Below are 21124 nucleotides of genomic sequence, written 5' to 3' on the forward strand. Positions count from 1 at the left end.
GCCCGAAGTCCGCCATGTCAGCCACCATGACCAAAGTCAAGCAGCACCTTGCAGCATTCGCCCGGATTGCCCTCGGCCAGTGCAAAGGCGCCGACAACATCGCGAAAATCGACGTGGTGCGTGACAATTTGCCCGGGATTGACCAGGTCTTTCGCGATCCAGTCAATCACCGTCGGGAACATCGCGCAGTTAAGCCGCGAGGCATACAGCGTCAATTCCTTCTTGGTGAGTTCCTGTTGCAGGATCGCCGATGGCGTCGGCGAAAAGCCCAATACCCCGATACGCCCGGCCGGTGCCGCAATGCGCACGGCCTCCTCCAGGATGGCCGGATGGCATACGGCATCGAAGATCAGTGTCGGACCGCCTTCCACGCCTCGCGCCGCCAGCGCCTGTTCGATGGGTTCGCGCGCGGTGTTGATGACCTCGTCCTCTCCGGCACCGCATTGCCGCGCGAGCGCGAGGCGCTCGTCGAGGTGATCCGTGATGTAGGCGCGGAGGCCATGGACGCGCTTGAGGACCTGCATCAGGTTGAGGCCGACCGGCCCCGCGCCATAGATCAATGCCACATCCTGCGCAAGCACGCCGGTGCGGTGCGTGACATTGGCCGCCACCGCGAACGGCTCGATCACCGAAGCGCTGGCTTCGGGCATGCCGTCCGGAATCACATAGGCATTGCGGGCCGGCACGCAGGCGTACTCGCTGAAGCCGCCGTCGCGGTGCACCCCGATCACCTGGAGCCGGCTACACACGTTCTGGCGGCCGATCCGGCATGCATGGCATTGTCCGCAGCTGATGACCGGATCCGCCACCACGCGCTGGCCGATGCGCGACGCATCAACCCCGGCACCCACGGCATCGATGGTGCCGACGAACTCGTGGCCGATGACGCGCGGATACGCCACGAACGGATTGTGACCGCGGAAGATATGCAGGTCGGAACCGCAGATGCCGGCATAGCGCACGCGTACGCGCACCTCGCCGGCAGCGGGCTCCGGCATTGGCCGCTCGCACACGGCCATGCTGTTGGGTTCTTCGACAACAATGCTGAGCATCGGAAACTCCGGCTACCAGTGCCACATCGAGCCATCCGCCAGCCGCGCAACCGGCAGGTAGGCACGTTCGTAGGGATACTTTGCGGCCAGTGCTTCGTCGATATCGACACCAAGGCCCGGCACCTCGTCCATGACCAGGTAGCCGTCTTCGAAGCGGTAGTTGTGGGGAAAGACCGCATCAGTCAGTTCGCTGTGCGGCATCAGCTCCTGGATGCCGAAGTTGGGCGCCCACAGGCCGAAGTTGACCGCGGCCGCCATGCACACCGGCGACAGGTCGGTCGCCCCATGGAACCCAGTCCGCACCTGGTACATGGCTGCGAAGTCCGCGATGCGCCGCACATGGGTAATGCCGCCCGCATGCACGATGGTGGCGCGGATGTAGTCGACCAGTTGCTCGCTGATCAGCGTCTTGCAGTCCCAGACCGAGTTGAAGACTTCCCCCACCGCCAGCGGCGTCGTGGTGTGCTGGCGGATCAGCCGGAACGCCTCCTGGTTCTCTGCCGGCGTGGCGTCTTCCAGCCAGAACAGGCTGAAGGGCTCAAGTTCCTTGCCGAGCCGCGCGGCCTCGATCGGCGTCAGGCGATGGTGGGCGTCGTGCAGCAGGTGGGGCCCGAAACCCACGGCATCGCGCACCTTGCGGAACAGTTCGGGCGTATGGCGCAGGTAGAGCGATGTATCCCAGGGCTCTTCCGGCGGCAGGCCTTTCTCGGCAGGCTCGTAATGGCCGCCACCCTTGCCCACGCCATACACCTTGCCCAGGCCGGGCACGCCGGACTGCACGCGGATGGCCTTGTAGCCCTGCTCCACATGACGCTGCACGGCCTCCACGGCCTCGGCGTGGTCGCGTCCGTTGGCGTGGCCATACACCATCAGCCCTTGCCGGCTTCTGCCGCCCAGCAACTGGTACACCGGCATGCCGGCCAACTTGCCCTTGATATCCCACAAGGCCATGTCGATGGCGGCGATGGCGGTCATCGTGACCGGGCCGCGGCGCCAGTAGGCCCCCCGATACAGGTATTGCCAGATGTCTTCGATGTTGCGGGGATCGCGCCCGATCAGGCACGGGATCACGTGCTCGTCCAGATAGGCCTGGACCGCCAGTTCCCGTCCGTTGAGCGTGGCATCGCCCAGGCCATGGACGCCTTCATCCGTCATCACCTTGACGGTGACAAAGTTGCGTCCCGGACAGGTGACAATGGTCTGTACAGATTCGATCTTCAAGTCGCGTTCCCCCGCGAGGTCAGTCAGTGAAATAGCTCTCCGGCGCCTGCTTGTGCAACGCCTGGAGATGCTCGGTGATGTGGTTGATGTGCGCAGCGACGCTGGCCCCGAGGCCCGCGACATCGCGCGCCGCCATCTGCGCCAGCATCTGCTCGTGCTCCTGCAGCGCGCGGCTGGCGTGGTCGGCCACCCGGCCCAGCAGCAGCCAGCGCACCCGGTCGAAATGCCGCTTGATGGGCTCGAGCATGGCCCACACGTTGTGCCTGCCCGCAAACTCGAACAGCCTGCGGTGCATCAGTTCATCCAGCTCCGAGAACAAATCGGTCTGGTTGCTGGCGACGGCGGCGCGCTGGCGCTCGACGATGCTGCCGAATTCCGCCAGTTGCTCGCTCGTGATGGACAGCGCCAGTTGCACGTGATTGGCGCACTCCAGCGTGCAGCGCACGAAGCGCCCCTCTTCGATCAGCGAAGTGCGCACCGGCGCGACGATGGTGCCGACCTGCCGGTAGATCTGCACCAGCTGCTCGTCGGCCAGCATGGCCAGCGCTTCACGCACCGGCGTGCGGCTGACTTCGATCGCCTGGGAGATCGCCGCCTCCGACAGCGCCATGCGCGGGGGCAGCGTGCCGCGCACGATGGCTCGCTGCAGCATCGCATGGACCTGGGCGGTGTAGGAACGGTCCTTTTCCAGCTGGAATCCAGCCAGTGCACGGGCCAGGACCTCTTCGGCATTGAAGGCTTCCTGGGAATTTTCGCGAACAAGCGAGATACGGGAGGCGCGCATTTGGGGTCGGTTATTTGTGTGTTACTGCCATGGTAGCACGTCGACGTTTTCCCCATGGTTCGGCGTAAACCCGCATGGATTCGCCAATTACTCGACGCTACAGTGCACAAAACCGCCGCACTACCATGGCAGTAAACATAGAAATGTGATCCTTTGTCGATATGCAGCCCATTTCCGCCACGGCAGCACGCCATCAGCGCCTCTCACAAGAAGCCCTTCTCAAGGTGCGTGCCGGGGTCGAGCGTCCTCGCTACGATCGCTCCGGCCTGGGCCGGGGCATCGTGCATCTGGGTCTGGGTGCATTCCACCGCGCCCACCAGGCGCTGTACACCGAAGCCGCCCTGGCGCAGGGCGATACCCGGTGGGGAATCATCGGCGTCAGCTTGCGCAGCCCCGCCACGGGCAACACGCTGCAAGCCCAGGACCATCTCTATTCGGTCACCGAGCGCCATGGCGATGCCAGCCACACACGGATCGTCGGTGCCGTGGTTGCATCGCTGTATGCGCCGCAGGCCCTGCAGCAGGTGATCGACGCCATCGCTGACCCGGCCGTCACCGTCGTCACCAGCACCGTGACCGAGAAAGGCTACAGCCAGCATCCGTCCACGACCGGGCTCGACCTCGGCGATGAAGACATCCGCCACGACCTGGCCAACCCGGAGCGCCCCCGCAGCACCCTCGGCATCCTTGCGGCGGGCATACGCCGCCGGCCGCGCGGCGCCCCGCTCAGCGTGGTGTGCTGCGACAACATGGCGGGCAACGGCGACACCTTGCGTCGGCTGCTTGCACAGTTCGCGGCGCTGTCCGATCCAGACCTGGCACGGCGCATCGAGGACGAGATCGCACTGCCCAATTCGATGGTCGACCGGATCGTGCCGGCCGCCAGCACAGCATCGCTCGACCTGGCCAGCCGGCTGCTCGGCGTGCGCGACGAAGCCGCCGTCGTGTGCGAGCCCTTCACGCAATGGGTCATTGAAGACCGTTTTGCGGGGCCACGGCCCGCATGGGAAGCCGGTGGCGCGCTGCTGACGACCGATGTCCGGCCTTACCAGGCGATGAAGCTGCGCCTGCTCAACGGCACCCATTCGGCAATGGCCTATGCCGGTCAGCTTGGAGGATTTGCCAGCATCGCAGACGTCATGGCGAATCCCGCTGCCGCCGCATTCGCGCGGGGCGTGATGCAAGACTTGCGCGCCACCGTTGCGGCGCCGCCAGGCTATGACGTCGACCGCTACTGTCGCGACCTGCTGCATCGCTTCGAGAATACCGCCCTCGCCCACCTGACCGCGCAGATCGCGACGGATGGCACGCAGAAGATCCCCGTGCGCTGGCTGCCCGCCTTGCGCGAAAGCTGCAGCGCGGGCGTCGAACGGCAATTCCTTGAGCGTGCGCTGGCGATGTGGCTGCATTACCTGCGAACCGGCCGCAGCGACCACGGCGAGGTACTTGCGATCAGCGACCCCGGCGCCGCCGCATTGGCCGAGCGCCTGCGCAGCGCAGGCTGCGACGCCGATGCCGTGCGCCAGGCGCTCGGCCATGCCGCCGTCTTTGGCACCACGCCGTGGCCTGCGCCCCTTGCCGCCCGCCTTGCCGCTTACCTGGCGGTACTGGCAAACCGCGGCGCGGCGGCATTGCTGTCCATGCCGCCGCGCCAATAAGGCGCCAGATCTTTCGATACAGGAGCACACATCACCATGACCTTCTCCCTGACACGCCGCCAGTTCGGCGCCTTGGCCGCCGGCAGTCTCGCGCTCGCATTGCCGGTACGTCACGGCTTTGCCCAGGGCGCCAGCATCCGGCTCAAATACGGCACGGCGTTTCCTGCGGACCACCCGGGCACACTGCGCATCAAGGAAGCGGCAGAGGCCATCCGCAAGGACACCAGCGGCAAGGTGGATCTCCAGGTGTATCCCGCCAGCCAGTTGGGCAGCGAGCCCGACATGATCTCGCAGACCCGCGCCGGAGCCATGGATTTCATGTCCACTGCCGGCACCAACCTGCAGACGCTGGTGCCGACCGCCGGCATCAACGGCGTCGCCTTTGCCTTCAAGGACTACGCCACGGTCTGGGCGGCCATGGATGGCGACGTCGGGGCGCACGTGCGGGCAGCGCTGGGCAAGGTCAACCTGCACGTGTTCGACAAGTGCCTGGACAACGGCTACCGCAATATCACCTCGGCCAGCCGGCCGGTTCAGACCCCTGCGGACCTGAAGGGCTTCAAGATCCGCGTGCCCGGCATCCCGCTCTGGATCTCGATGTTCAAGGCGCTTGGCGCCTCGCCGACCGCCATTCCGTTCGGCGAGCTCTACTCCGCGCTGCAGACGCGAGTGGTGGACGGCCAGGAAAACCCGCTCGCCCTGATCCGCAGCGCCAAGCTCTATGAAGTCCAGAAGTTCTGCTCGCTCACCGCGCATACCTGGGATGGCCACTTCATCTTCGGCAACGCCAGGAAATTCCAGGCGCTGCCGAAGGAAGTGCAGGCGACCATCGCCACCCATTTCAACAGCGCGGCGCTGCGCCAGCGTGAAGACATCGCCAGGCTGAATGTCGATGCGCAGGCGGAACTGGGCAAGCTGGGCATCACGCTGAACCGGCCCGATCCCACGCCTTTCCGCCAGTTGCTGCAAAGCGCCGGCTTCTACACCGAGTGGAAGAAGAAGTACGGCGACGAAGCCTGGGCCAGGCTCGAGAAATACGCGGGCCGCCTGGCCTGACGCCATACCACCACACTGAACGAGAAGCCGCGCCTCAGCGCGTGCCGCATGGAGACACGACGATGGAGCACACTGCCGAAACCTTCGCTGCCGCACCGCAGGAACCAGGCGCCGCCCTTGCCTTCTGGGGCCGCGCCATGCGCTGGGTCGTGGAGATTCCGGCCGCGCTGATCGTGCTTGCCGAGATCGCCATCCTGGGCGGTGGTGCGTTCGCGCGCTATGTCCTGCATGCGCCCATCCCCTGGACCGATGAACTGGCCAGCATGCTGTTCCTCTGGCTGGCAATGCTGGGCGCCATCATTGCGCTGCAGCGCAGCGCGCACATGCAGCTGACCACCTTCATCAAGGACCTGGCACCGGCCAGGCGCGCGTGGCTCGATGCCTTCGGCATGTGGCTGGTAGTGGCGTTCCTGCTGATGCTGGTCTGGCCGGCCTACGAGCACCTGAGTGAACACATCGAGGTCTCGTCGCCAACGCTGGAGATCAGTGAAGGCTATCGCTCCGCGGCGGTGCTCGCCGGCGCGCTGTTGATGCTGGCGACGGCCGTCATCCGGCTGGTCGCGCAGGCCGACTGGAAGCGGGTTCTCGTCAGCGGCGTGGCGGTGGGCGTGATCGGGGCAATATTGTGGGCCTTGTCCCCGGTGCTGGCAGAACTCGGCAACATCAACCTGGTGATCTTCTTCCTGCTGATGCTGGTGGCATGCGTCGCCATTGGCGTGCCGATCGCCTTTGCCTTCGGCCTGGCCACCATGTGCTACCTGGCCTTCACCACCACGACCCCGCTGTCGATCGTCCCGAACCGCATGCAGGAAGGCATGTCGCACCTGATCCTGCTCGCCGTGCCGCTCTTTGTCTTCCTGGGCGCGTTGATCGAGATGACCGGACTGGCGCGCGCAATGATCAGCTTCCTCGCCAACCTGATCGGGCATGTACGCGGCGGCCTGCAGTACGTGCTGCTCGGCGCCATGTATATCGTGTCCGGCATCTCCGGCGCAAAGGCAGCCGACATGGCCGCGGTCGCGCCCGCGCTGTTCCCGGAAATGAAGCAGCGCGGCGCCAGGGACGGCGACCTGATCGGATTGTTGTCGGCGTCCGGCGCGATGTCCGAAACGATCCCGCCCAGCATCGTGCTGATCACGGTGGGATCGGTCACCGGCGTGTCGATCACCTCGCTCTTCATCGGCGGCCTGATGCCGGCGGCGGTGGGCCTGGTCATGATGGCCTGCGTGGTCTGGTTCCAGGCGCGCAAGGAAGACATGAGCACGGTGGTACGCCCTACGCGCGCCGTGATCGTGAAATCGCTGCTGGTGGCCCTGCCGGCCCTGGCCTTGCCCGTGATCATCCGCACCGCGGTAGTGGAAGGCGTGGCCACCGCGACCGAAGTGTCCACCATCGGCATCTTCTACGCAGTGCTCGCCGGCATCTTCGTCTACCGGCGCTTCCACTGGCGCAGCATCTACCCGATGCTGGTCGATACCGCTGCGCTGTCCGGCGCGATCCTGCTGATCGTCGGCTGCGCCACCACCATGGCGTGGGCACTGACGCAATCGGGCTTTGCCGACGACCTGGTGAAGATCATGTCCGCCGTGCCGGGCGGCAAGACCGGATTCCTGCTGGTGTCGGCGCTGGCATTCGTCCTGCTCGGCAGCCTGCTTGAAGGCATCCCGGCCATCGTGCTGTTCGGCCCGCTGCTGTTCCCGATCGCAAAGATCGTCGGCGTGCATGAAGTCCACTACGCCATGGTGGTGATCTTCGCCATGGGCCTGGGCCTGTTTGCGCCACCGTTCGGCGTCGGCTTCTACGCGGCTTGCGCCATCGGGCGGGTTTCGCCTGACGTGGCCATGCCGCGGGTCTGGCCGCACATGGCGGCGCTGCTGGTGGCCTTGCTGCTGCTGACGCTGGTGCCTTGGTTCTCGATCGGGTTCCTGTGAATGCAGTCTTTCGTGCACCCCTCGATGTCTGCCTGAAAATTCGTGTCGTCCCTTCCGGTTAGCCGATACCGGACCGCTGTCAGGTTTGGGCGCCGTCCGCGCCTCCAGCGCATGCCTGCATATAGCAGAACACCATCGCCGCGCGCGAACGGACGCCGAGTTTGCAGTAGATCGTCTTGAGATACGAGCGGACGGTAAATTCGCTGATATGAAGCCGGCCCGCGATCTGCTTAGTCAAATAGCCCATGCAGACGAGTTGCACGATCTGCAGTTCGCGCACGGTCAACACGCTTCGCACATCGGGGACGGCGGGACGCGGCTCGCCGGCCGGCAGCGGCGCGGCCGCCGGCACGGCCACCGGATCAGCGATCAGGGCGTAATAGTTCCCCTCGAACTCGAACTGGGTAATCTCGCCTTCCCCGTACGCCCCCCCGCGTGGCGCACGCAGGCCGCCTACCTGCAGCAACCGACATCGCCGGCCGCCCAGTTCGACCTCGCAGACCTCTCTCCCCCAACTGCCCGACCGGATTGCCGCCGCCCCGTACCCGGCCGTGGGCAAATCCCCTAATGCGCTGTACGGTGCCAGCAGCGCGCCCCGGCGGAATCTGTGAAGCATGGTTTTTCCTTCTTGTCGTTCCGCCTGGCAACACGACGACGAGCGAACGGCACGCCGGATGCCCGCATGACGGCACAGCTCAACTGCCGGCTTCGAGTCCGCATTCGTATCCATGCGCGCTGACAAGCTGCGTTCCCTGAGTCATGCTGCAGTGCCCCCGCTGCACTTTTCCCTGACACAGGCCGCTCGAAACTTCTTTGTTTTGGCATATGGCCGGTGACTTTGCAAGGAAAAAGCGAGAGCGCAAGCAGGCTACCCCATTCCGGCTACGGCAAGTCGGCACGCCCCGCCTTGCGGGCCCGTTGTGCCGTACCCCGATGCGCCGGTCCTGTCGCGCCCGGCCGGTCGCGCGAATCCCGCCGTGCCAGAGGCATCGGGCGATGCGGCGGGCACCTCGCCGCATCTAGAGTGGCCATGACAGCGGCATGACACACGGCCGCGTGGAGGCATGCGATGAGCGACCAATTCGACAATGACCTGATGGAAGACCTCGGCGTGGACGAATACGCCAGTAGCACGGACTACGGCGACACGGCCGACGACGCCGCCGATCATGCCGGGCTGCAATCGGGCTTCGCGCGGACCGCGTCCCCGTTTGACCAGGACGGGGGCGACGATGCTTTCACGGACGAGACAGATTCGGCCGATATGGCGGCCGCGCAAGACACCGACATCGGCGACCACATCGACCAGATGGCCGTATGGAACGCCTTCGAGGAAGAAGTAGCCGACGGCCTCGACGCCGCCGACGACGACGAATTTCTCGGCCGCCTGCTGGGCGGCCTCGGCCGCGCGGCCGGGGTGATAAGCCGCCAGGCCGGACGCATGCAGGGCGTCGCACGAAGGGCGGGCCGCGTGGCGGGACAGGTGGGCCGGGTGGCGCAGGCTGCTTCCCCCACCGCCAACGCGGCGGCCGCCCTTGCGCGCATGCTGGGCACGCCGAACCTTGCGCGCGGCCTGCAAACCGCTGGCCGCCTTGCCGGGGACGTCAGCCACGCGGCGCGCCAGGCGCGCCGGCAGGCGGGCGCCTTCGGCACCCTTGGCGGCGGCACGCAGGACATGCTCGCGCAGATCAGCCAACTGCTCGCCTCGCAGGCCAGCGCGAGCCAAGGCATGGACGCGATGATCGATCTCTATGCCAACGACGGCATCGACGAGGCCCTGCCCGCAGCGGTGGCGCTCGCCACGCGCGCCGCCGCGCGCGGACTCGGCCTGTCAAATGTGGCGCAACTATCGGCCGCGGGCCGGCGGCAACTCGTGCGCGGCGTCGCCAGCGCGGCACGCGAACTGGTGCGCGCAGGCGGACCCGGGGCCACACGCGCCCTGGCACCGCTGGCGCGCGCCGCCACCCGCGTCGCACGCCAACGCCAGCAACCGCCGAACCAGGCCGCACGGGCGCTGCGCCGTGGGCTGCCCCAGGCCGCGCGCCGCGTCGTCGCCAATCCCCGCATGCTCGATCGCCTGGCGCAACCCGCTCCCCCTGCGCCGATGGCCCGCCCCACAGGCATCGGCCGCGGCGTGCGCACCATCCGGCAGAGAAGAGCCCGGACCTTCCACTTCGGCGGACCTGTGACGCTGACGGTCGCACCCCGCTGAGCCAATCAACTTGATCCGCACACCAAGGAGCACACCATGGACCGATTCGAGGCCGATGTAATGGACGAGCTGATGGATGAAGCCGCCGAGGGCCCCACTCGAGGCAGCGCGATGGACCTGATGCACGACGACGGGTACGACGAATCCGACGAGGGCAACGACAGCTACGACGAATGGGATGAAGGCGAGGACAACTTCGTCGGCCGCGTGCTCGCAGGCGGCGCGACCCAGTATGACGAAGGCGAGGACGAGGGCGATACCTACGAGGACGTGGACGGCATCGACTCCGTCGACGAATACGAGGCCGCCTACGACGAACTGGACGGCATGGAGGACGCCGTGGCCGATGCCATGGAAGCCGGTGACGCCGACGAGTTCTTCCGCCGCCTGCGGCGCATGGCGAGCGGCGCGGTCAATGTCGCGCGCCGCGTGGGGCAAGGCATTGGGCAGGCCGCGCGTGTGGTGGGACCGATCGCCAGCATGATTCCTCTTCCACAAGCGCAGCTGATCGGGCGCATCGCCAATGTGGCCGGGCGCATGCTCGCCGACGGCGCCGACGAGTATGAGACCTTCGACGAACTGGTGGATGGACTCGACGAGGATGCGATCGACGCCGCCGCGCCGGTGCTGGCCGGCATGGTGCTCCGCCGCGCCCTCCCCTCGGTCGCGCGCGCCGCGCCCGCCGTGCGTCGCGCCGCGGTGCGCGGCGTGGCCCAGGCGGTGCGAACGGCCACCCGCACCAGCGGCGCCCCCGCGGCACGCGCGGTTGCACGCGCGGTGCGCGCCACGCAACGCACAGTGCAGGCGCGCCAGTTGCCGCCGCGCGCCGCTGTGCGTACCGCCACCCGCACCGCGCAAGCCGTGGCACGGCGACCCCAGGCGGCGCGCCAGCTGTCGCAGCCGCTGGTGCCTGCGGCGCGCCGGGCCACGCCGCGCGGCCGCGGCGCGCAGGCCGCCGCGCGCACGATAGCGCCGTTAGCGCGCCGTGTCGCGGCAACCGGCCCGCGCGCCCAGTCCCGCAACTATGGCGGCCATGGCGTCGGCTGCCCACACTGCGGCGGCCGTCGCATGCATGTGCGCGGGCCGGTGACCATCATCGTCCGTGGCGCATGAATCGTCGCCAGTGACACCGATCGGAACGGGGGCCGGCCATGAACCTGCAGCGATTCCTGAGCGCAAAGATTCGCGGCCTGTCCGCGCGCCTGTCGCGGCTGGCCCGGGTCGACAACGCCTTTGTCGGACTGCGCCCGCAAGACATGCCCCATGCGCCTTCGCAGCAACATTTCGACACGGCCAACGCGCGGCTGGCCCAGGCCGAGCAACGCATCCGCGCGCGCTTCGATCAGATGCTGCCGGACTGGCAGCAGAGGCCTGCGCAACGGGTGTTGATCGAGGTGGCGCTGGTCGAGCGCGAACTTGACCGCGCGCGGCGGCTGTTCGGCATGTTCTACGAAGTGTTCGCGCAGCGGGGCACGAGCTTCGGCCCGTCGCTCGCCGCGCACGACGTCATCGCCGAAGACTGCTACCGCGCCGTTCGACGCGCCGCGCCGCGCGTCTTCGATGGCCCGCTGCTCAAGCCGGTCTGCTACATGGAGCACGGCTATTCTCCCGCGACGATGCGCCGTGGCGTGGCGCTGTCGCGGCTGCTCGGCGAGACCAATCCCTTTCCGCTGATCCGCATACCCTGGGACCGAGACCAGCCATGGCAATCGGTCTTCCTGCATGAAGTCGCACACAACCTGCAGGCCGACCTCGGCATCTGGAGGGAGAACCGCCAGGCCGTACTCAGGCGCACCATGGGCAAGACGCGCGATCCCTTTCTCGCCACCGTCTACGGCCGCTGGCACAAGGAGATCTTCGCGGACCTCGCGGCCATCCTGCTCGGTGGCCCGGCGGCGGCCTGGGGCATGGCGGATTTCCTCGCGCACCCCCAGCCGCGCACCATGACCTACCGGCCCGGCGGCGCGCATCCCACCGCCTACCTGCGTGTCTACCTGCTGGCCGAAATGCTACGCCGGCTCGGCTTCACGCGCGACGCCGCACGGCTGTTACGGGTTTGGCAAAACCTGTACCAGCCCTCCGCCGGGCACCGCATACCCGCCGCGCTGATGCAGAGCGTGCCGCGCATCGTCCCGGACGTCGTCGACGAGATTGCGTTCCAGACGCGCCGCAACCTCGCCCAGCGCGCCCTGGCCGACATCATTCCCTTCTCGCGTGACGACGAGGCGGCCATTCGCGAAGGCGCGCGGCTGCTTGCGTCCGAACGTGAAACCGGACTGCCTCCCCGCCACCTCGTGAGCGCCGCGCACTACGCGATAGTGGACGGGCGCATCCCGCCGAGGCGCCTCGCGCACTGCGTGATCGGCCAGCTGAGCGCGCGCATGGCCTCGCGACGCCCGCGCGCAGCGCCGTACGAGCCGCAACCTGCGCTATTGCACCTGGTGTCGTAGGCGCGCACGACAACACGCATCACGCCGTTCAACGCAACAGAGGATCACCATGGCCTATCCCGCGATTCCCCAACCGGTTCCGTCCGGCTCCGACGGCAAACCCACGAGCATCGGAAACAGCCAGCGACTCGCCTTCGATACCCTGCTGCGGCGCGAACTGAAGATCGGAGATCCCAACGACGCCCAGCAGATCGCGAGAGCATTGCTGGACCGTTACCAGTCCGACGCGCGCGCGCAGGGTATCGGCGGCGAGGCTCAGGGACTGCCGTTCCTGAATACCGCGGCTCCACGGCCCTCGGCCATCGCTGCGCCGGAGGCGACCGCGACCAATCTGGATCTGGATCAGGCCCGGGCGGATGTGGAGCAGGATCTGCAGCAACTGATCGCGAGCAACCTGACCAAGGACATCCGGCCAGAGCTGGAGGGGTGGCATCAGACCCTGTCCCTCACCATCGACGATGGCGTCGCGGCGGCACGCCAGTCCCTCGACCCCTACAGCCGCGACCGGGCTTTCGCCGCACGGCGGCGCCTGGGCGAATATGCCAGGCTGGCGCGGATGGTGGGCGCGCTGTCCACCGAGCTGAACGAAAGCTATCGCAATCTCGGGCAGAGCCTCGACGAAGTGGCTGCGGTGCTTCTGGTGTTGATGGGCGAGGCGCTCGCCAATACAGGCTTCCAGGGCGGGCGCACATTACTGCGCGTGCCCTACTCTGAACTGCAGGCGCGGCGCGACCAGGTGCTGGTGTGCCTGCGCAATATGTCGGGCGTGGCCCAGGAATCGCTGGACCAGAACACGATGCCGCGAGGCCTGGCCGCCTATCGCGGCCTGCACGCCAGTCTCGAAGCGCATGGCCAGTCGGACCTGCGGGCACTGCTCCACGAAGCCGACCTTTCCCGTGCGATGGACGAAATGATCCAGCTGTGTGCGGGAGGCTCGAGCGACGGGCTGCGCCGGGTCGGCGCGACCGCATGGAACATGCTCGGGCGGTTCTCGCGCTTCGTGCAGGTGACGCTGCACCTGCCGGTCCGCGACGCGCCACCGCTGCTGGCGTTCCAGGACGCCCTGCAGTTGTTCGTGGACGGCTTCCAGGCTTCCGGCGGCCTGCGCCTCCTGCGCATTGCGCGTCCCAGCGTACTGATGTATGGCCTTTACGGAGGGAGCGGCACCACCTTTGCCGAGCAGCGCCTGATGAATCTGGTCAGTCTGCGCGGCAGATTTGCTTCGACCATCGACTGTGTCACCCGTTGCGACTGCGACCCCGATACGCTCAAGCTGCAGGTCCTGCTTGACCGCGTCCTGCACGATCTCGACCGCGCAATCGATCTCTACGCCAAGGGCACCGAAGAGTTTGGCATGCCGGAACAGCGTGCCGCCGCCCACGCCATCTTTGCGCTGGCGCTGCGTTACCCCAATGTCTGGCTCGATGCCGCTGCACCGATGAAGGACATCACCAATCCCGACAACCCGACGGGCGCAATGCTGTCGGAAATGGCCGCACTGCTGATCCCGGCAGGGGTCAGCTTCGCCGCCCTGCAGGATCCGGTCATCCCCGCGCCCCAATGGGGTGTATGGGACAAGCACACCATTGATCACTTCGATCTGACAGGGCCGGCAGGACCAACACCGCTCGCCTGGCTGATGCATGGCGAGCTTGTGCTCCAGCTGCAGGCCGAGCGCGCACTGCGGCCCATCGTCGAACAGATGACATCCGGCTGCATTCCGGCCTCGGATGTGCTTGCAGATGCGACGCTCGCCCCCGTCTATCACAGTCCGCCACATATGGGGACCTTTGGCAATATCGGAATGCTGCCGGGATACCAGCGCGGCGCGTTGATGATGATCGAGCAGCGCGTGCCCGAGTGGCACCGGCGCAACCGCGACTATCGCGAGCACGCCCCGCAGATTCCGCCGCATCCGGACGGCTCGATCGATCGTATCGCGCACGAGTTGGGGGAACGGAATCGCCGGCGACTCCTTACGCCGGGCACGTCCGCCGTGCCGCCCGCCGCTGCCCCCGCCCCTCTCACTCCCGGTGCGGCTGATGCCTTCGACGGCGCCGAAGGTACTGGCGCCGACGGTACCGGAGCGGGCCCTGCGGGTCCCGACGGCGGCCCTGCCAAGGCCTGACCCCCGACGACGGAGCGCATCATGAACTTCCAGACCACCGAAACCATTCAGCGCCTGTGGGAGACCTTTCTGCAGGAGCAGCTGGCCAGCCTGCCGCCCGACCAGCGCGACGCCTTCGCGTCGCAGTTCGAGCAGCGTTACTCTGAACTGTTGTCCAAACCCAATGGCAGCGGGGAGGAGGGCTTCTTCGATCTGCTCGGCCTCGGTCCGCAGGGGGCAGTCGGCTTCGAGAAGATCGGCTATCCCTATGTACAGCCTGACTTCGACGATTCAATCATCCCGAGCCAGTTGCATGCGGCTGCCGAGCTGTACTTTATCTATCAGCACGAGCGCATGAAGATCTTTGAGGTGGTGGAGACCCTGCTGCGCTTGTTCCGCCTGGGGAAGATGCGCATCCAGCGCGGCCCCGGCGCGCGCGGACTCTATCTGCTCGAAAAATGGCGGCCACTGCGCTACACCCGGCAGGACCGCATGGTGGCCTATCGGCGCGCCTTCAACTATGGCACCGCGCAGGCCCCGGCCGGCGCAGTGGTCAACCGCAATTTCCATCGCCAGATGGTCGGCTTCATGGTGGCGATGGGCCAGTACTTCCGCGATCTGCTGATCGGCGAAGTCATCCGGGGCGGACAGCTGATCGACCAGCGTCCCTTCGGCAGCGTCGGCACCATCCAGCGCATCGGACTCGACCTGCGCTATGCGCTGGACCGGTCCACCTACGGCAATATCTTCGCGCTCGCGATGGAAACCGGGCATTACCTGATCCAGGTGCTCAAGCTGCTGGATTCGCCCGACATCAAGAAGGCCTTTGACGCCAACACCAAGTGGGATGTGGTCGAGATCGTCTCGAATCGCTATCTCGGCGGGGTGGCCGAGCCCTCGCAACGGGCCAAGATGGCCGAAAGCGGCCGGCGGATCCTGCAGTTTGTTGCGGACAATGATTTCAAGACCGCAACCGATCCGATCCTGTTCCAGAGCGTGGTGCGGCCCATGGGCGCGCACGCGGAAGCGTGGGTCGCCGCGTACCGGATGACGCCCGAGGGCCGAGGATTCCCCGGCGTGACACACGCGCTGAACAGCGTGCTCGGCGTGCCGCAGGCTGCGGCCTGACCGTGGCGCGCCGTACATTTGCGCATCCCTGACCGCGGCTGACACGGAGACGCCCCGCCATGCATGCTGAGGACATGATCGTATCGGTACGGCAACGCAAGCTCGCCTGCATCCTCGATCCCGCGCTGGTGCTCGGGTCGCCCTGGGGGCCGAGCCTGGCGTTGCGGCTCACGCGGGTGCTGGAGCCCTGGCTCACGCGCGCGTTCTGGCAGGTCATCGATGCGAGCGAGATGGTACTGCCGAGCCTCTCGGCCAACGGCGCCGCACTGGACAGCGGCGGCGCCGTGCCGCCGCCGCTCGAACCCGCTCTGATTGCGTGGATCGCGATGCGCGACTGCACCGATGCCGCGTCGTGGCCGTTTCGCTGGGTCGGAGACAACGTGGCCGGTTCCCAGCTTGGCGACGCTGCCGACCATGCCGTGGTCGAGCGCTACGAGGTCCTGCTCGACGCCCTGCTGCGCCGCTGCGAGGGGGCAAGGCCGGCGCTCGGCCCAATGCCCTCCCCCTGGTGGGATCCGCTCGCCATCGCCCTCGACACGCTCGCACTCTCCGCCACGCTCGATGCCGCCATCGTGCTGACCACGCTTGATGGTGACGGCGCACCGTGGCCGGTGGATGCCCTGTGGCGAAGCGGCGTCGACGTGCGGCATCTGGACCCGCTGCCTTCCGAATCCCTGTTCGGCGCCGAGCGCTCGCTGCTGCGCGACGCACTGGCAGCGGCAGGCGTGGCCGGGCTCGCCGAACGCCTGCCCAGGCTGGCCGCGCTGCATGTGATGGCGTCGTCGCCGCACCATGCTTGCGTCGATGGCCCGCTGGTCGGGACCGGCCATCATGCCGACCCCTGGCAGCAAGCCACCGCCTGGTGGTATCCCCTTTGCCCCACGCCGGCGATCGGCACACCGGCCCCGCAAGGAGCCGAAGCATGAGCGCAGCAATCGACCAGTTCGTCGACGCCATGCTTGACGATGCCGTTCGGCACTGGACGCGCGAGCGCGGACGCGCCGGGGATGCCGACCCTGCCGTCGGCCGCAACGAATGCCTGCCGGCCTCGCGCGCCCGGCATCTGGCATGCCGTGATCTGGCCGCCGCTGAGGCCCGGCCGCGCGGGCAGCGTCCGGCGCTCATCGTCATCAATAACCTGCGTGGCCGTTGCGCCGAGCAGATCCTGGTCGAACGCCTGTGCCTGCGCGGCTTCGATGTGCGCAACCAGCTCCGCATCGGCCCGCGCAGGGGCGGCTCGGTGCTCGATCTCACGCCGATGCCGGCTGCCCCCAAGCGCCTGCCGGCCGGCCTCGAAAGCAAGCTGCTACACGCAACCGATTACCGCGACGCCAACGGACGGCTACGCCTGGGCCATCTTGCGCGACAGGTGGTGCGCGACGTGGACCAGGTGCGGCGCCATATGCGCCAGTCTCGGACCAGCGCCGTGCCCGGGCTGCCGCAGCGCGTGCGCCTGTTCTATCAGGTCAGCGGACGCGTGACCGATGCGGAGCTGCACCATATCGCGCACACCGTCTACGACACCGTCGCGGCCGAGAACCGGCGCGCGCCGAGACAGCCGCAGGTCGCCGCCACCGTGGTGCGCAGGATGCGATAGGAGATGGCTCCCATGTCCCGCCCGATTCCGCTCGTCCAGCAAGCCCTGTCCCGTCCGGCCGGCCGCGACGGTGCACGCCCCGTTCCCCGAATCAATGCCGACGAACTCGTGGCGGTGTCCGTCCTTGGGCAGATCGCCCATCCCGTGGGGCGCGCCTCGCCCTACCGCATTGGCTACGACGGCGTGCCGCGCGTCCTGCCAGGTACCGGCGGCATCGTGGTCAATAAGCGCATCGGCGATCCTTGCGTCGGGTTGGCGGGCGACCATATCGAGCCGGGGGTCGCCCTGCACAACAACGGGCGCGAGATCGTCGGCCCACGCGACGGACCCAACAGCGCCCTGCTGACCTATGCCTGCGTCGGCAATCCGGCCCGTGTGGTCAACGGAGCGTGCGCGGGCCGGACTGGTGTGGTGACGGGCAAGCACGGCGGCGTCAACCACGTGCTGGTGGACTTTCCCACGGAGGTGCTGGTGCGCCTTTGCATCGGCGACCGCATCCAGATTCTTTCGCATGGACTGGGATTACGACTCCGCGACCACCCCCGAATCGAAGTCCTCAACTGCTCGCCGCGCCTGCTGGCGCGATGGGGCCTGCTGGAGCGCGATGGCCAGCTCCATGCGCCGGTCACGCATCTGGTGCCGGCGCGCGTCATGGGCTCCGGGCTGGGAAAGAACAATGCATGGCGCGGGGATTACGATATCCAGCTGTCGGACCGGCAGGCACGTGAGCGCTACCGTCTGGGCAGCCTGCGCTTCGGCGATATGGTGGCGATCATCGGCGCCGATACGCGGCGGGGGCCGCGCTACGCCAATGACCGCGTGACCATCGGCGTCGTGGTGCACGGCGACAGCACGGTCAGCGGGCACGGCCCGGGCGTGACGCCGCTGCTCACAGGACCCGCCTCGCTGCTGCGGCCGCTGCTCCGCCCGCAAGCCAATGTAGCGGAAATCCTCGGCGTGCGGCGAGCCGCGCCGCCACATACCCAGCTGACACTGCCGGAGCGCGACCGGCGCGTTCGCTGCGCGGTGCCAGAAGCGCCACCGCGGCTGGCGTTCGCCACGCGGTAGGGCGAAGGTTCTGGTGCAAATACGAAACGCGGGAAGGTCGCGACCCGGTTGTCGGACATCTCAGCAAGCGGAAGCATCGCCATCCAGGCGGCACGAGTAGGAAAGCCCCGGTGAGCCGCGGCAACATCGGGCAATACCGGGCACCCGCTCGGGGCCTCCCCCAAGTCATCACGCAAAATACGCCGCTTACGTAACTTGCCATCAGATTGCCCTAGCAGGTGCGAAGGCGACCGGCAGAATCGAATCCACGGTTATGCCATTTCTGCATAACCATGCATTGCGCCCCGACAACCCATGAAATCTTGGCATCGAACGTGGTGCAGGCGCGGCCGATTCCATAGACTTCGCCAACAGTGCTGAACCCAATTTGCGCGAGGGGCGTAACCATGACTGCCGGACTCTTCAGAACCGAACATGACCTCCTGGGTGACCGTAAAGTCCCGGTCCAGGCCTACTACGGCGTGCATACGTTGCGCGCCGTCGAGAATTTCCCTATCACAGGCACCCCGATCTCCATCTACCCGGAGCTGATCAAGGCGCTGGCGGCGATCAAGCAGGCCGCGGCGCAGGCCAACCATGAGCTGGGCCTGCTCGACAAGGCGCGCTGCGACGCAATCGTCGGCGCCTGCCAGGAGTTGATGGCCGGGAAGCTGCACGACCAGTTCGTCGTCGATGTGATTCAGGGCGGCGCCGGCACCTCGACCAACATGAACGCCAATGAGGTGATCGCCAACCGCGCGCTCGAACTGCTCGGCCATCAGAAGGGCGAGTACCAGCACCTGCACCCGAACGAGCACGTCAACATCGGCCAGAGCACCAACGATGTCTACCCGAGCGCGCTGAAGGTCGCTACGTGGTTCGGTATCGCCGGTCTTGTGGACGCCATGGCGGTGCTGCGACGGGCCTTCGAGGCGAAGGCCGACGAGTTCGCCCACATCATCAAGATGGGCCGCACTCAGTTGCAGGACGCCGTGCCGATGACGCTCGGCCAGGAATTCAGCACCTACGCCGTGATGCTCGGAGAGGACGAGGCGCGCCTGCGCGAAGCCGCGATGCTGATCTGCGAGATCAACCTCGGTGCCACCGCGATCGGCACCGGCATCACCGCGCATCCGTCGTATGCGCCGGTGGTGCTGCGGCGCCTGCGCGAGATCACCGGCATCCCGCTGGAGACCGCACCCAATCTGATCGAGGCCACGCAGGACTGCGGCGCCTTCGTGCAGCTCTCCGGCGTGTTGAAGCGCGTTGCCGTGAAGCTGTCGAAGACCTGTAACGACCTGCGGCTGCTATCCAGCGGTCCACGCGCTGGCCTGGGCGAGATCAACTTGCCGCCGATGCAGGCCGGCTCGAGCATCATGCCCGGCAAGGTGAATCCGGTGATCCCCGAAGTCGTGAATCAGATCGCCTTCGAAGTCATCGGCAATGACGTCACTGTCAGCTTTGCGGCCGAGGCCGGCCAGCTCCAGCTCAATGCGTTCGAGCCGATCATCGCGCACAGCCTGTTCAAGAGCGTCAGCCATCTGCGCAACGGCTGCCTGACGCTCGCCGAGCGCTGCGTCAAAGGCATCACCGCGAATGCCGACCGGCTGCGCGCCACGGTCGAGAACTCGATCGGCGTCGTGACGGCGCTCAACCCCTACATCGGCTATGCGAACGCGACCGCCGTTGCGCAGGAAGCGCACGCCACGGGCGGCAGCGTCTATGAAATCGTCTTGCGCAAGGGCTTGCTGTCTAAAGAGGAACTCGACCGCATCCTGCGCCCCGAGACGCTGACCCAGCCGGTGCCGCTGGACTTTCGTGGGAAGGCGCACTGAGCAGAATTCCCTTGCTCTCCGTGCAGAATGAGATGTCCGACAGGGCGATGTCGAGCACCGACAGCCCATAGAAGATCGCCCCGCCGCGCCCGAAGACACGGAACCTGCGCTGCAGGTCAGGGCCGATCGCTTCGATCCGACGCCACCATCGCCTGCGCCGCCTTGCCGATATGGTCGGCAAGGCGGCTCGCGACTGGCTGCCGGCTGTGCCGCGCGCGCTCGACGAGTCCCACCTCGCGATAGAACGTGTCGTCGCCAAGCGGTAGTGCCGTCACGCCCGGCGGCCGCGCGCCACCGGCAAGCATGCGAGGCAACAGGCCCACGCCGAGCCCGCGCGCCACCAGTTGCACGATGCCTTCGAGTTCGTCGAGCTCGATGGCTTCCTGAGGCGCGATTCGTTGTTTGCGCAGGAACTGGTCGACCAGCCTGCCGCCGAACGAAGCCCGGTCATAGCGGATAAAGGGCGCCGTGGAAATTGCGTCCCTCCAGTCCATGCCGGCCCGCGCGGCGGGCGCCAGCAGTTCGAAGGGCTCTTCCAGCAGCGGGCGCCATTCCAGTTCGGCGGGCAACGCATAGGGCGGCCGGATCATGACGGCGATGTCGATCTCGCCGGCGTCGACCTGGCCGAGCAGGTTGAGCGAAACGCCGGGCACCATCCGCACACGGCAGCCGGGCAGTTCGGCCCGGAACGCGGCAATGGCATCGGCCAGGAAGGTGGCTTGCGCCGAGGCGATGGCACCGATGCGCACCATGCCCGAGCCCTGGATGTCGAGGCCCTGGTGGCCGATCCGCTCGTAAAGCACGACTAGCTCCTCGGCCAGCGCCAGCGTTTCGCGCCCGGCGGGGTTCAGGCGCGCTGAACGGCCGGTGCGGTCGAACAGCGCGAAACCGAGCTCTGACTCCAGCCGCTGGATCTGCGCGCTGACGGCCGACTGTGTCAGGCCAATATGTGCGCCGGCGTTGGCGAAGGTCCCGTGGCGGGCGACGGCGATAAAGGTGCGCAGTTCTCGCAACATGTCGATTCATCAATTTTCGTGGAGCTAAGA

17 protein-coding genes are annotated in these 21124 nt (G+C 67.1%); 12 read left to right on the forward strand and 5 right to left on the reverse strand.

Translation table 11 applies throughout. The features are described 5' to 3' along the window. Window positions 1–17 precede the first annotated feature (17 nt). From AC3WVS_RS05815 to AC3WVS_RS05825, 3 genes are read right to left on the reverse strand one after another with little or no spacing between them, the layout of a single operon-like run. A complete protein-coding gene (locus AC3WVS_RS05815) occupies window positions 18–1052 on the reverse strand; it encodes a Zn-dependent oxidoreductase (protein ID WP_492317777.1) in 1035 nt (344 codons plus the stop codon). A 12-nt stretch (window positions 1053–1064) separates the two neighbouring features. Continuing rightward, window positions 1065–2273: a D-mannonate dehydratase ManD gene (gene manD / locus AC3WVS_RS05820; RefSeq protein ID WP_492317778.1), complete on the reverse strand. Its 1209-nt coding sequence runs from the start codon at window positions 2271–2273 to the stop codon at window positions 1065–1067. Window positions 2274–2292: 19 nt separating this feature from the next. Next, window positions 2293–3057, reverse strand: a complete 765-nt coding sequence (locus AC3WVS_RS05825) for a GntR family transcriptional regulator (RefSeq protein ID WP_492317779.1) — start codon at window positions 3055–3057, stop codon at window positions 2293–2295. Between the two features lie 161 nt (window positions 3058–3218). On the opposite strand from AC3WVS_RS05825, the gene AC3WVS_RS05830 reads away from it, so the two are divergent. The 3 genes from AC3WVS_RS05830 to AC3WVS_RS05840 all read left to right on the forward strand — a co-directional run bounded on the left by AC3WVS_RS05830 (window position 3219) and on the right by AC3WVS_RS05840 (window position 7702). Beyond that, on the forward strand, window positions 3219–4715 hold the full coding sequence (locus tag AC3WVS_RS05830) for a mannitol dehydrogenase family protein (RefSeq protein WP_492317780.1): 1497 nt from the start codon (window positions 3219–3221) through the stop codon (window positions 4713–4715). 36 nt (window positions 4716–4751) lie between these two features. After that, the gene (locus AC3WVS_RS05835; RefSeq protein WP_492317781.1) at window positions 4752–5771 is read left to right on the forward strand and encodes a TRAP transporter substrate-binding protein; all 1020 of its coding nucleotides are present in this window, start codon (window positions 4752–4754) and stop codon (window positions 5769–5771) included. 62 nt (window positions 5772–5833) lie between these two features. After that, window positions 5834–7702 (forward strand): TRAP transporter large permease, encoded by a 1869-nt coding sequence (locus AC3WVS_RS05840; RefSeq protein ID WP_492317782.1) that lies wholly within the window; start codon window positions 5834–5836, stop codon window positions 7700–7702. 79 nt (window positions 7703–7781) lie between these two features. On the opposite strand, the gene AC3WVS_RS05845 is transcribed toward AC3WVS_RS05840, so the two are convergent. Next, window positions 7782–8318: a response regulator transcription factor gene (locus AC3WVS_RS05845; protein ID WP_492317783.1), complete on the reverse strand. Its 537-nt coding sequence runs from the start codon at window positions 8316–8318 to the stop codon at window positions 7782–7784. A 453-nt stretch (window positions 8319–8771) separates the two neighbouring features. On the opposite strand from AC3WVS_RS05845, the gene AC3WVS_RS05850 reads away from it, so the two are divergent. The 9 genes from AC3WVS_RS05850 (at window position 8772) to aspA (ending at window position 20078) form a co-directional block, all read left to right on the forward strand. Continuing rightward, entirely contained in the window at window positions 8772–9914 is a 1143-nt protein-coding gene (locus tag AC3WVS_RS05850; protein WP_492317784.1) for a hypothetical protein, read from the forward strand. A gap of 36 nt (window positions 9915–9950) precedes the next feature. After that, entirely contained in the window at window positions 9951–11027 is a 1077-nt protein-coding gene (locus tag AC3WVS_RS05855) for a serine/threonine-protein kinase (protein WP_136227771.1), read from the forward strand. A 38-nt stretch (window positions 11028–11065) separates the two neighbouring features. After that, window positions 11066–12364 (forward strand): hypothetical protein, encoded by a 1299-nt coding sequence (locus AC3WVS_RS05860; protein ID WP_492317785.1) that lies wholly within the window; start codon window positions 11066–11068, stop codon window positions 12362–12364. Between the two features lie 49 nt (window positions 12365–12413). Continuing rightward, entirely contained in the window at window positions 12414–14492 is a 2079-nt protein-coding gene (locus tag AC3WVS_RS05865; RefSeq protein WP_492317786.1) for a hypothetical protein, read from the forward strand. A 21-nt stretch (window positions 14493–14513) separates the two neighbouring features. Continuing rightward, a complete protein-coding gene (locus tag AC3WVS_RS05870) occupies window positions 14514–15599 on the forward strand; it encodes a hypothetical protein (RefSeq protein WP_010811754.1) in 1086 nt (361 codons plus the stop codon). A 59-nt stretch (window positions 15600–15658) separates the two neighbouring features. Continuing rightward, window positions 15659–16525, forward strand: coding sequence for a hypothetical protein (locus AC3WVS_RS05875; RefSeq protein ID WP_492317787.1), 867 nt, complete (start codon window positions 15659–15661; stop codon window positions 16523–16525). Then, entirely contained in the window at window positions 16522–17196 is a 675-nt protein-coding gene (locus AC3WVS_RS05880) for a hypothetical protein (RefSeq protein ID WP_492317788.1), read from the forward strand. Before AC3WVS_RS05875 ends, AC3WVS_RS05880 begins: the two co-directional genes overlap by 4 nt. 12 nt (window positions 17197–17208) lie before the next feature. Then, a complete protein-coding gene (locus AC3WVS_RS05885; protein WP_492317789.1) occupies window positions 17209–18264 on the forward strand; it encodes a DUF4438 domain-containing protein in 1056 nt (351 codons plus the stop codon). Between the two features lie 386 nt (window positions 18265–18650). Continuing rightward, window positions 18651–20078, forward strand: coding sequence for an aspartate ammonia-lyase (gene aspA / locus AC3WVS_RS05890; RefSeq protein WP_492317941.1), 1428 nt, complete (start codon window positions 18651–18653; stop codon window positions 20076–20078). Window positions 20079–20194: 116 nt separating this feature from the next. Here the strand turns inward: aspA and AC3WVS_RS05895 are convergent, their stop codons facing one another. Continuing rightward, window positions 20195–21094 (reverse strand): LysR family transcriptional regulator, encoded by a 900-nt coding sequence (locus AC3WVS_RS05895; protein WP_492317790.1) that lies wholly within the window; start codon window positions 21092–21094, stop codon window positions 20195–20197. Window positions 21095–21124 lie beyond the last annotated feature (30 nt).

The sequence above is a fragment of the Cupriavidus sp. CPT47-8839-RL05A genome, from assembly GCF_058792255.1.